10 protein-coding genes and 2 pseudogenes are annotated in these 12,105 nt (G+C 34.1%); 4 read left to right on the plus strand and 8 right to left on the minus strand.

Going from position 1 to position 12,105, the window contains the following annotated elements; genetic code table 11:
* Positions 1–25 precede the first annotated feature (25 nt).
* Together MHB45_RS28110 and MHB45_RS28115 are read right to left on the minus strand one after the other, a co-directional pair.
* Positions 26–544: a DUF3967 domain-containing protein gene (locus MHB45_RS28110; RefSeq protein ID WP_340908209.1), complete on the minus strand. Its 519-nt coding sequence runs from the start codon at positions 542–544 to the stop codon at positions 26–28.
* Between the two features lie 109 nt (positions 545–653).
* Positions 654–1,286 (minus strand): hypothetical protein, encoded by a 633-nt coding sequence (locus MHB45_RS28115; RefSeq protein ID WP_340908210.1) that lies wholly within the window; start codon positions 1,284–1,286, stop codon positions 654–656.
* Positions 1,287–1,454: 168 nt separating this feature from the next.
* Here MHB45_RS28115 and MHB45_RS28120 point away from each other — a divergent pair.
* The 3 genes and pseudogenes from MHB45_RS28120 to MHB45_RS28130 all read left to right on the plus strand — a co-directional run.
* A pseudogene (locus MHB45_RS28120) lies at positions 1,455–1,664 on the plus strand (thymidylate synthase); the annotation flags it as partial.
* 137 nt (positions 1,665–1,801) lie between these two features.
* Positions 1,802–2,050, plus strand: a pseudogene (locus MHB45_RS28125) (anthrax toxin lethal factor-related metalloendopeptidase); the annotation flags it as partial.
* A 168-nt stretch (positions 2,051–2,218) separates the two neighbouring features.
* Complete coding sequence (locus MHB45_RS28130) at positions 2,219–2,365, plus strand: hypothetical protein (protein WP_340908212.1); 147 nt, start codon at positions 2,219–2,221, stop codon at positions 2,363–2,365.
* A 581-nt stretch (positions 2,366–2,946) separates the two neighbouring features.
* Here the strand turns inward: MHB45_RS28130 and MHB45_RS28135 are convergent.
* From MHB45_RS28135 to MHB45_RS28150, 4 genes are all read right to left on the minus strand, one after another.
* On the minus strand, positions 2,947–4,038 hold the full coding sequence (locus MHB45_RS28135; RefSeq protein WP_340908213.1) for a hypothetical protein: 1,092 nt from the start codon (positions 4,036–4,038) through the stop codon (positions 2,947–2,949).
* Between the two features lie 177 nt (positions 4,039–4,215).
* Positions 4,216–4,848 carry a hypothetical protein gene (locus MHB45_RS28140; protein ID WP_340908214.1) on the minus strand — a complete coding sequence of 211 codons (633 nt, stop codon included), beginning with the start codon at positions 4,846–4,848 and terminating at the stop codon, positions 4,216–4,218.
* Positions 4,849–5,500: 652 nt separating this feature from the next.
* Complete coding sequence (locus MHB45_RS28145) at positions 5,501–5,935, minus strand: hypothetical protein (RefSeq protein WP_340908215.1); 435 nt, start codon at positions 5,933–5,935, stop codon at positions 5,501–5,503.
* 25 nt (positions 5,936–5,960) lie between these two features.
* A complete protein-coding gene (locus MHB45_RS28150) occupies positions 5,961–6,209 on the minus strand; it encodes a hypothetical protein (protein WP_340908216.1) in 249 nt (82 codons plus the stop codon).
* A gap of 662 nt (positions 6,210–6,871) precedes the next feature.
* Here MHB45_RS28150 and MHB45_RS28155 point away from each other — a divergent pair.
* A complete protein-coding gene (locus tag MHB45_RS28155; protein ID WP_340908217.1) occupies positions 6,872–7,396 on the plus strand; it encodes a hypothetical protein in 525 nt (174 codons plus the stop codon).
* Between the two features lie 1,442 nt (positions 7,397–8,838).
* On the opposite strand, the gene MHB45_RS28160 is transcribed toward MHB45_RS28155, so the two are convergent.
* Both MHB45_RS28160 and MHB45_RS28165 read right to left on the minus strand, forming a co-directional pair.
* Positions 8,839–9,930: a GerAB/ArcD/ProY family transporter gene (locus MHB45_RS28160; protein ID WP_340908218.1), complete on the minus strand. Its 1,092-nt coding sequence runs from the start codon at positions 9,928–9,930 to the stop codon at positions 8,839–8,841.
* A gap of 872 nt (positions 9,931–10,802) precedes the next feature.
* The gene (locus tag MHB45_RS28165) at positions 10,803–11,534 is read right to left on the minus strand and encodes a hypothetical protein (RefSeq protein WP_340908219.1); all 732 of its coding nucleotides are present in this window, start codon (positions 11,532–11,534) and stop codon (positions 10,803–10,805) included.
* Between the last annotated feature and the right edge of the window lie 571 nt (positions 11,535–12,105).

The following is a 12,105-nucleotide window of genomic DNA, read 5'->3' on the forward strand; positions in this document are numbered from 1 at the left end:
TTATTTGTACAATAACAAATACAATCTATTTACCAAGAAGGCGGGCGAACCACCCCTTCTTTTCTTCTTCCTGATTAGTAACAGCAACTTGCTTTTTAGTCTCCTCATTTTCTTTTATATCCGCGATTAACCTTCTGTCTCTTTCTTCTAGTTTGTTATCTATGTATTCTTGCTGTTTCTGGATTTGCTCAACCAATGACTGAATGACTTTAGTCTGTTCGTCCATGGCTTTTTGCATGTCCTGTAAGGCTTCAGCGACATTTACAGTCACCTGTTTATCGTCTGCAGTCACGGTTATAGTCACGGGCATGCCTGTGTCAATTAATGCTTCTTCTACTTGTTCAAGGGTCATCCCATCATCATATAGTTTTCGGATATCAAGCATGATCGGAATGGATTCGGAATCAATAAAGTAGCTTTTGCCTTTTTTCTTGATGTTTAGATGGTGGCCATGGTTCCGGATATACCTTCGAATGGTTGCATTAGGAATGCCGGTCTGCTTTTCTACGTCTAATACCGTTAGCCATTTAATGTCTTTGTTCATGCAGTCACCTCATTTCGTTCACCATATAGTCATCATACACTAATTCTATGTATATCAATGGATTCCTGCGGTCATGGTCATGATTATAGTTAAGTATTCGTGCATACGTTCATGGCTTTTTTGGTTCATCTTTGTATTCTTTATAGTAATCATGTAGATCTTTATCCAATCTACCTGTTAACTCATTTTGTAGATTTCTCAACAAGTTACGCATTAATTTTAATAAATCATAGTTTGCTTGCAAAAATTCAAATTCATCTTGAGAAGTTACTGCAGGTTTTATTAAACCCTCACTTTTAAAGTGTTCTCTGATTTCATTAAATGTTCTTGTTACAGATAACATCGTGTCCCTATTTATAAGAGATGCTCCTTCTAAAGCATCATAGTAAACATTTTCAAAATCATTTCTAGTTTCTTTGCTTTTAGTACGACATTTAGTATAAATTTTTTGGAAATACTCAATCTGATCAGCTGTAAAACCAGCTTCATATTGTTTTGTGGAAGGATACTTATTAAAAAAAATGTTGAAATCCATCATAGCGTCCTCAGTTTTGCTCGAGTATTGTTCCACAATCTTTATTAACTTGATAATGTCCTTTATAGAAGTTCGATTATCTTCCTCTACCTTATCTTTTTGAGTTCTATCTAGTGTGAGTTTAACCCCGTAATACGTCATTAAACCACCAATAACGCCACTTAAAATTGAACCTGTAAAATCAAGATAATTTGTCCATTGTGACATTAACATGAGCTCCTTTTGCAGATGTGTCAATAAAAAAGAAAACAAAGAAAAAGATAGATATACTAAAGCATAAAAAAACAGAATGACATTCATACTTAACTCCTTTGCTATGAGATACGTAGATTATATTTTCTTATTCCGGACGGTCCTCCAGAGTATTGTATGGAAAATGCGCTCTTAACGATGATGATCGCCCAGGTGTGTGAACTGGAAGTTGGCGAATTTGTACATACTTTTGGGGACGTCCATATCTACTCTAACCACCTTGAACAAGTGGAACTGCAGTTGACACGTGAACCCAAACCATTGCCAATCATGAAGATCAATCCAGCTATGATAATTATCCATATTAATTCTTTTGACAAAAGAAGCCTATAATTGATAGCTTGCAACATACGGTCAAAAGTGGTCATGGGTTGTTTATGGGTCAAAAAATTTTAAAAGATCGGAGAAATTCCACGCGGTTAATAGATACCACGTGCGGTGACGTATACGAAATGGGCGGAATGGGCTGATTGGTTAAAATCAGAGCGAGTGACAAGGGTGACGGGCATGGCTCCGTCAATTTGGAGCTGCATGAGCTAGCGCATTCCATTGATAATATAGTTTATGATGGTATTCGAAAAGACTGGGATTTTTTTAGAATAAGGGAAAAGAAGGAGATGTTTTATGTAAAAAATCAATTACTTAGACAAAAAGCACCCGAAACTTATAATTTTATTAAACAATTAGATAAAAAATTGGACTGTAATACGTTACACTAGGAGTAGAAAGAATCGATTGGCCACAGCAAGCACCTCGAATGAAGAGTGTGCTAGAATTATACTTAGAAAGATAAAACTAATTTTTAGTTCTTACGGAAATTAGTAACAGAACAGCAAGAATATGTTTTTGGTGATTTTCCTGCCTTTCAAGAAGGGAGGTGGGTAATCATGAATTTCTTAGAAATAATAAGCTTTACTGCTGATTTAGTAGGATTGTTATCAGACTTAAATGAGTTTCTACCATCTGATGATTCAAATACTACTGGAGGCTTTTTGTTAGTTGGATTTTTACGTAATAAAAAGGAAAAACCCTAATCTGGAAATTAGGGTCCGTTGAAAAAAACTATTTCTTTTAGTGTAACCACCAACATGGCACACAAACATCAAAAACCAAACATCATGAATTTTTTTAGATCAGAGTGCTGGAACACTCTGGTCTTTTTTTTGCGAACTTTCCAAAATGGGTTACCCAAAATGGAGAACCTTAATACGCTAAGTATAACTTTAAGTACTCTATAAGTGAACCATTTTGTTAATACATTAGGTTAATACAATAAATACAATGCAATGCAGTAAACGCCTCTTCGAGGTTGCTTTTTTATTAACGTAGACCTCACTGAAGGTTCCATATAGGCGCGAAAAAAATTACCCTAGTTTCAAATACCCACTAATACTCGTACCTTCGTATGACCCACCTTAGGGGCTGTACAACTGCACTACGTAACGGCATACAGCAAGACTACTGTCCTAAAGGGTATGGACAAGGGGGGGTTTATAGAGTATGCCCCTTACGCCAATCGGTGCACCTACCACCACATAAATATTGACCAACATATACGTGTTGAGCAAATGAGAGAGAATGATAATAATTAGAGTTAGGAACCCACGGGACGGATTTAACCACCTTCAGCAAATCCACTTTTCTTTAGATAGTTTTTAATTTGAAGTTTTATAAATTCCTCTGTAAATCTATCTTTTTGGCATCTTTGGTGTTTCTTATTGCTATCAGTTTCCCAAAAACACTCTTTCGCATTAATCACATCATCATAAAGCTTTAAATTATAGTATCTATAACAATGTTCTTCTTTTTCAAGCAGCATGCCTAAATGATCTATAACTAACAAAATTGGACCATTTTCTAAACTCTCACATAATATCGTAGCGTCTAAACGTGGAATATTTATTGTTTGAAGCTCTCTGAATAATTGTCGTTTCCTATCGTAAATCTTCATTTTTAAATTTGGTGAATCTGAGCATTCGCCTAATTCAATTTCAATCGAGTAGCCCATTCTTTCTAATTCGAGTTGAAATTCTTCATCTGTTAAGGAATCAAAAACATAATTTATATTCATAAAATTGATCGAGTAATATACCTCCCAAGCTTCCTTCTCAACCTTAATAGCTTGCTTCAAAAGCTCATTTAGTTCTTGAAAGATATTGCTGTAATAAAGTGAAATCTGTCTGTTAGACTTTAATCTTTCGTAATAGAATCCGACTATCAATGCTAGTGAATCATTGATAGTTCTGATAACCTCATAGAAATCTAACACTTTATCCATACCAAAATGAGTTATTCTATTCCGAGTAACGCCCAAATCGACTAAAATCTTTACCTCGTCCTTATTTAAATTAAAATTATCCCTTACAAGATCAATCGTTTTAGAGTAATCTATTGTCTTAAAATTATAGGATTCAGACATTATAAAATACTCAATTCTTAATGTACGCTTATCTTCTTTACTAGCCTTTAAAACACTCTCATACTCTTCTAAAGAATTCTCGTTTATTATTAATTTTTGTTCAATATCCATTAACAACTTCTTGTTAAATAGCTCTATACTCTGATGAAAACAAATTACAACCATTTTCAAATAACCAGGAATTTCATCAGATAAATATTTGTCGTCTCCTAAATCAAAATACTTTTGATAAAAATCCTTTCCGAAATTCAGAGAATCTATGGCATTTTCAATCAAATGTAATCTCACTAAAATCATCTCCTTCAAAAGATTTTTACTTTTTGAAATAACTTTTCTGAATGAACTTAATCCTAAGCGTGGTTTTTTCGCGTTTTGCTGGTGGTACCCCCATTAGGTTTAATTTCACGCTATGCGGGGCTTAGCCCCACACCCCAGCCAACCTCTACCCTAAAACAAAGGAAAAATTCAAAACAGACTTAGCTGAATATCTTGCTTTGCATATTCCTCTCGATATATTTCTAAAATTTTTTGATTATATCTTGGATATAAATCTAGCATTATAAATTCTAATTCCTCTTTAGTCAGACTTTCTAAAACGTTTTTCCCATCTCTTTTATAAACATCAGTTTCAAAATGCTTATTTATTTTTTTGTATAACTTGCTGTAAAGCAAAGGGACATTATTATTTTTCGTGTTAATCAAACCTAAAACTTTAATCATATGGTTTATTGCTTTTTTATATCTAAAAAAGTTGGTAGAGTCCTTTTTAAATCGCTCGTATTCTTTCATTTCTTCACTGTAATTGTGCCTAGAAACAACACACCATCCTTTTTCTTTGTAAAATTTTATCGCTTCGTACTCGAACTTATAAAATTCTTTTGTCGTAAGCGTCCGATCTAACTCTTTGAGAATAATATATTTAGTGTCTTTATCAAGATACAAGACGATTCTATCTCTATAATCTGAAAAATGTAAAATTCGAGAGGTGTGTTCAATCCACCTAATTAAAAAGGAATCTTGAGTTTCGCCAACATAAACTATATTTAATTTTTTATTGATAATAGCGTATATCCCTGCCTTTAAAAGCCTATGCCCCATGTTCTCACGCCTCTCCACCTTATATATAAATCTATTTTGATATTTATAGAATGTTTATTTTTACATGATTTTATATAAAAAAGGAGTAATTTTCCATTTGTTTAAAATAGAACCGCCATTAAGGCAACTAGTGGTCACTACGTGAACGGGCGTGCCTGACGTTATAGACCGTTCACAACAAAAAGTAGGAAAACCCTTATCAAATCAAGTATTCTAGTGAATGAATGATGAATGAACGATAACGTGAACGAAGTAAAAAACCGTAAATGGTCAACATTATCAATTGATGATGTGCGAAAAGTCATGAATGAGGAAAAAAAGTCATGGTGGAGTAAGATCTTTAAAAAATAAAAAGATTACTTTAAGAAAAAAAATAGGGGGCTTAGGTTGCTCTTTATGTTGTAACCTACATCACACCGAGTCGCTTTGACTCTTAGCTGCATCCCTTATAGACTTGTGAACACAAAGAAGCCGAATGAAGGAATAGCAATGTTTGACCAGATCCTCGAGACGATCAAGACTCTCGCTCCTGTCGGATCGCTTGTTGTTAGCATCCTTGCTTACAAGCAGAGCAAGAAGGATAAGAGCCAGGACGACGAGTAAAGTATAGAGAAAGGGAAACCCCACCATTAAAAGTGAGGTTTCCCTTTCTTCATTTTTGACGAGATACTTCCCATTCAACACGTTTTTGTCTTTTATTTTCAATTCGTTCTTGAACCACATTCTTAGCACTTGTAATACCTTCGGCTTCCATTACATCGGATGTAACAAGACCTTCAACGTTATCATTAATAAGCATACCGTTTAAAACTTCCGTGATAATTTGAGTGTTGCGATCCGTATTATTTGTACCTAAGCGAATCCTGGTTAATTCTTCTTTTAATGTCTCATGCAAATTCTTACTTACAACTTCTGCAACATAATTAAGTGACCACTGTTCTTTTTTTAGACGTTGATAATCAGCCACTAAAAATGAAACAGCATCACCATTAAAACTTAAATTTTGTTCCTCCTTAATTTCTTCAATGTAGTCCAACACTTCTGGATTAACCGATAAACGTAATCTTGCTTTTTCCTCACTAGACAATAAAATCATCACCTTTTCTAATTATTTATTCTTCCATCAAATCGCTTAATAAATTTTCTAGTTTCTCAACTTTATCCGCCATTTTTTCCATGGCACTAATATTTTTTTGAACAAGCATTTTCAGTTGTGCTTCGCTTTCATTCATTCCGTGTTCATATGCAACTTTAGTAAGTATTGAATTTAAAAGTTCTTGTCTGGATATGGATCGTTTCTTTGCCATTTCATCAAATGTTTTCACTACAAATGGGTCAACATTTCTTATCTTTAACTCCATTGCTTCACTCTCCTTTTGAATAAAAATTAAATTCAGGCTTTCCACTGTCTAAAAAGAGAAAGAGCATAAGGAAAAACTGTCCCCAACTACGTTGTGGAGCTAGGCAAAGCCTAGTGTTTCTATGGGTACATGTCGAATTAGTGAATGTCCACTTTATGTCCCCTTATTTTAATACAATGTCCAGTTTGTGTCCACTATATTTTTTTATAAATGTCCGGTTTGTGTCCAGTGTATTAATAACAAAAATGAGAAGAGAAAATCCAATTTCCCTTCTCATTTTTGTTATTAATCATTTCTATAATTTTCACGAAACTTAGCAATATTTTTACTTAAAGATTCGCCTGTGTTTTGTCCGATTTGGTACGTTCGTTTTACCGTTTTACGGATGGATTGTTACCAGCAACAACTTGACCTAAATCGCGAGTTTCCCTATCCGTTCTTTTTTCTTGTAGTGGTGTTTCCTTATTAGGTTCTGCTTGCATTTCAGATGAAACCGAAGCTTATTAAAAAATCACAACCCACATTCTAGGAGCATTCGGTACAAGGTGAAAGTAATTATAAAAGTAGAAAGGAAAGTAAATTGTTAGCATTGAATAATATAGTGTATTGCCTAATTTATTATATAAAACAACTTTCAAAATAAAAGTTATGGAGGGATTAAAGTGCTAGTAAGAGATATGGTACAAGCTATTGAAAATAGGGAATTGAAGATACAAGATCTTGCTAACAAATATAATGTTTCTGACAGAACAATCCAGATTAAGATAAAAGAACTTGGTTTAGTTTGGGTGGCAACCGAAAGCAAATACACCTTTACGGGAAAAGATAAAAGTATCTTTGATTTTCCTATAGATGAGGTATTCAAGAAGATTCCACACAAAAAGAAAAGTGAAACCAATAGCAAAAAGGTTAGTAATAATGAAAGTAAAAAGGCTAGCAAGGAAGTAGCAAGCACGTTGCAAGATACTATCCAATTTACCCCCGAAACCAATAGTGTTAATGCTAGTAAAAAGACCAGCGACAACATTGATAGATTGCTATCAGGGAAGAAAGCAAAAAAGGTGTATCGGGGCTTTTACTTCGATACTGATGTGATTTCAGTTATTGATTCCGTTGATAGTGGAGTTAAGTCCGAATTAATCAATGAGTGCTTGCGAAGTGTATTTAAGTCGAAGAACTTACTATAAGGTTGTGTTTTTAAGGTCCTAGCAAGCCGTATAACAAGTGTTAGCGTTTTACTCAATATAAAAGTTCACAAAACTATTAAACGGCCTGTATGACCGAAATACTTGAAAGGTTTCTTGTATTAACTTGATCGTTTTGAAAAAAAATTGATCATTTTTGTGTCCCTTAATGAAGAATTGACACAAACTGTGACATTAGGATTTCCTAAAATAAAACTAAGAAAACAAACAACTGTATAGATCACTTTACCCTTTTTTCCTAGTTGCAAATTTGATAAAGAGAATGGATAGTACTATCCATACAACAATTACTAGGAGCACGAAATACCCTGTATTGATGAAATTCTTATAGATCCAGGTGCTATACATTAAACTTCACCTCGATTTTTCTGTTTGTAACTGGGTTGTTCACTTATTAGGGAAAAGAAACGAAAGATATAAATAGATGCTGTAATAAAGAGAAATATAAGAATGTAAAGTGAAATTATTTTAATAAATACAGGTTTAGCACCTCTCTTAATATGTAATATTTGACCTGTGAGTTATACCGGTGATTAGAAATTTATCATTAGATAAAAAAGAGTCGCTAAGAGAACTACAAATAAAAAAATTGAGAATACTTTCATTAAACAGAAGTCTCCTTATAAATACATTTAGAATGTTTAATATTCCTCATGTAATTTATTAGTATTCATTAAACAGGTAATGAAAGAATTAATGTCACAGTCTGAATGAACTGTGTACTAGCTCCATAAGAAAAAGAGCTGCCAAAGCAACTCCCTTAATGAACTAACGCACCCGTTAGTTCCATAAGAATTATCGCAGAGTTGATCTAAACTGTGCCATTAGGCTTCCTTGAAATATAGTTAATAAAACAAACAACTGGGATGGATTATCTTTATATTTTTTTTCTAGTTACAAATTTAATAAAGATAACTGATATAACTATCCATCCACCAATCACTAAAATCGGGAAGAAACCGGTATTTATGAAATGACTATAAATCCATGTTTCATACATTTAACTACACCTCATTTTTTGAGCACGTGTTAATGAAAGTATTTGAGGTAAAAAGCCGAATAAATCATATACCAAATAAATATACCCCATAAAGTAAATCCTATTATAAGTGCAATGTATTTAAGTATTTTCATCATGGTCATATTATGGCCTATACGATTGAAGGTAATACCAAAGAAGACCTTTAGCACACAGTACGAATACACTTATGCTTATGGAACTAACCTGCCCCGTTAGTGCCATAAGAAAAAGGCTGCCGCAGCAACCTCCCTTATTGAAGTAAAGGACCCGTTAGGTTCTATAAAACTTATCACAGAGTTGACACAAACTGTGAGATAGAAATTCTGTGTCATAGCATCAACTAAAAGAATAATCAAAGTAATATCTTACATTTTATTCTGCTTTTTATATAAATGTAACTTTGTCATAAAAGTTTCCTCCATTTTTTTATACTTATGAAAACCAAAAGAAGAGGCAAGTATAAAACAATGAAACACACGCAGTATGGATTGATTATTTTATCTAATATATATAAGGAATCGACATCGAAAAAAAATATACTGATAAGTAGTATGATTATAGACATTACCCATAAGGGATACTTTTGTTGGACATTGAATAAGCGTTTGACACCCCTGCTGGCAGCCCACAAAGGAATGACCATATTGGGTATGATAACAATGGCCCACCAAGAAACAGTTATGTATTCGAAACGTTGAATAAAGGGTAATTCAATGACGCTGGTCATTGTGAGTGTTGGCCATAGGGAAATGACCAACTGTTTCTGTGAATAAAAGACTGTTGAAACAAAATAAATTAATAGGAGCAATAACGTAGTGGCTAAGGCTCCTCCGTGAGCATACTTTTTTGATGTTTCAGCATTCTTGATGAATGGATAAAACATCAGGAGCATTTCAAAACCAAGCATTGCTAACGAAACGCTTCTAGTACCTTTCATTATTTCGATTAAAGTATGATCGAAAACAGGAAAAAGACTGGTGAAATCAGCGTATTTAAACCCATATATAGGTACAATTAAAAGCCAGTATGAAACGATAACAGTTAAAAAGGCGATACCAGTAACGGTTCGGAACCCTCCCGTGTGAATATAATAAATCAGGATCAGGAAAACCAAAGCTAACGCCCAAGAAGGTACCTCCTCAAACATCCAAATATGAACAACATTTATATAGCCGATAATGATCGTCATTCCAAGGACAAAAAAATAAATAATGAATAAGAGACTGAAAAAATCCCCTATCCATTTACCCAATGCATAATTATTAGCAGAAATGATATCACCAGGAACAATACTAAAAATCTTATATATAAGCCAAATGAATATCTGAACCATCAGTCCGGCTAGAAGTATGGAGATCCATCCATCCCTTCCCGTCGCCTTTGCTAAATCTCTTTGAAAATTCAACACGCCTAATCCTGTTTGCATAGAATGCACTAAAAAAAATACATACAATGGAGATACTTTATCCTTTTCATTAACACCAACTTGGTTCATAAAGGACCCTCATTTGTATCAGTCGAATTTATCATTTTTATAATCTGGCTTTTATAGGTGAGTTTTATTCAAAAAGATACAAACTTTAAGTACACAGTACGAATAAACCGAGAGACAGTACTACACATATCCATAAAGTCACATTGTGACAGCAAACGTCATTCACTGTGCGAGTAAACTTTGTAATAATGCAACTAACCTGCCCCTTTAGTTCATTCAGAAAAACCAAAATTAGATCATGGTTCATTTTTCTCTCCATGAAACCCGCCCGTCTTTTATGCAATAAAAACGAGAAATACGTAAAATGATTTTCCGACAAAAGGCTTTATATCAACGATGTATCAAATCCTGTATATTGGATAATTTGATGCCCTTTTAAAACCATTGATATCACTGTCTTTGTGAAAATATCAACTTCCGAGAAGGGCCATTATGTAAAGTAGTTCTGCATCCCACATGCATTTTTTTGGATACCATGCTTGCTACGATTCCACCTCCGAGGTGATTAGTAAAGAACCGTAGCATTGTATGTATTCCATATGATTATGACCAAAATACCGACATTATGCGCTGTGGTATTCACCAGCCAAAGTTGGTGTAATGACTATTTTGCGTTATGGCTGCTCCCCCCCCCCACGTAAACAAACGGGAATACGGAAGTTTTGCCACGTTATTTTTCACAGCAGGGTAACATCCCTATTGAGATTTTTTATGATTTAATCTCCCATAGATATAAATAAATAACCCTAATAAAAATGTTGGTACTGCTATTGAAACTGAAAATATTTTCATAACAAGAAATAAAATAGAAATACCCATTAAAATTTGTCCAACAAAAGTAATATATTTTTTCATTTTTATGTATCTCTCCCTTACATTTCTAACCAGTTAACCAATGGTACGTCTTTGATTGGATTTAAAAATTTACGTGCCTCATCTTCACGTTTCTTTCTTAATGCCTTTTGACGGTTATTTTCCATATGTAAAGCTTGACGTTCCATTGATCTGAAAACTCTATCAACGTAACTGGATAGGTATGTAATGGTGGAACCTTCCTTGATAGCATCTTGTACTCTATTGAAAACGGCCTTCATTATCTTATTATCGCTTATATTATTACTTTCTTGTTTTGTATTACTAGATTCTAAAAGAATAATAGATTCTTTTTCTATATCTGGCTGTTCACCCTTACTCTCACAAGGCTTGTCGGTGTTCTCGCAATGCGTCAAAATTCTCTTTTTCAATACATCAATTGTGTTGAAGACAAACACATTATGACCCTTTCCACCCTTACGTTTAACCGTGTTCTTCACGGTCAATATACCGAAACCCTTCGCCTTCCTCAGCATGCGTTCAAAGGTGGAACGACTGATACCGAATCCATTTAATTTTTCATTGATTGTTTTCAATAACGTTCCGATCTTTGCATTAGCAACACCAAAATACTTCGAAGAGTAACGTACTAGGCGTTTAAATGCCACCAGTTCGCCTTTAGTGAAGTCTTTCTTATGGTCTGCTAGGAACATTTCAATCGTGTTGTTGAAGGATTTCAAACTATCAAATTGGCTATATTCTGCAAAACTTTCAATTCTTCCGGATAACATGGTATTTCCTCCTTAGAGGACAATAAAAAAGACACTGATCCCGATAAAGATTAAGGGAAACAGCGTCTTTTAAATGTGGTCTAATGAAAAAAACAACATTTTTTCCTTGAAACTAACAGTAAAATACACTAAAATGAATGTACTAATATGTTAGTTACAAAGAACTTCGACAGGTGTTTTCCCTAGTTCAGGTAGGGGGAACGGTTTAAGGGGACTGCAATCCCACTTAGACACGTTGGAGTTCTTTTTTACGTCCGTTTTTTATTATGGTTAATTATCCAACAATTGCTACTAAAAAACAAGTAAATTCGATAGTTTATGAGTTTTTTACGCTATAACGTAAAGCAAGTGGTTGTAGGGGCGAATTAAGCTTACCTGCTGCCATTGGAACGTTTGTTAGTATTTCCGAACAGCTACTTATCCCCCCCTGTATGCTTGTTCCAAACAGTTCTTTTCAGAATATCATTTTACTTATATCCCTTATGGCTGTAAGCGTGGGTAGGTGTTCAATTAGGGAGGATGCACAACAAAAAAAAAAGCGTAAGCTATTGCCTACGCCTTACTTTTCAAC

Source organism: Peribacillus sp. FSL K6-5616, assembly GCF_038008245.1.
In the GTDB taxonomy this organism is placed as follows: domain Bacteria; phylum Bacillota; class Bacilli; order Bacillales; family DSM-1321; genus Peribacillus; species Peribacillus frigoritolerans.

Coding starts and splice junctions, on each gene's coding strand:
- MHB45_RS28110 (WP_340908209.1), bottom strand. CDS start 544: ATGAACAAAGACATTAAATGGCTAACGGTATTAGACGTAGAAAAGCAG.
- MHB45_RS28115 (WP_340908210.1), bottom strand. CDS start 1,286: ATGTCACAATGGACAAATTATCTTGATTTTACAGGTTCAATTTTAAGT.
- MHB45_RS28130 (WP_340908212.1), top strand. CDS start 2,219: ATGAATTTCTTAGAAATAATAAGCTTTACTGCTGATTTAGTAGGATTG.
- MHB45_RS28140 (WP_340908214.1), bottom strand. CDS start 4,848: ATGGGGCATAGGCTTTTAAAGGCAGGGATATACGCTATTATCAATAAA.
- MHB45_RS28150 (WP_340908216.1), bottom strand. CDS start 6,209: ATGGAGTTAAAGATAAGAAATGTTGACCCATTTGTAGTGAAAACATTT.
- MHB45_RS28160 (WP_340908218.1), bottom strand. CDS start 9,930: ATGAACCAAGTTGGTGTTAATGAAAAGGATAAAGTATCTCCATTGTAT.
- MHB45_RS28165 (WP_340908219.1), bottom strand. CDS start 11,534: ATGTTATCCGGAAGAATTGAAAGTTTTGCAGAATATAGCCAATTTGAT.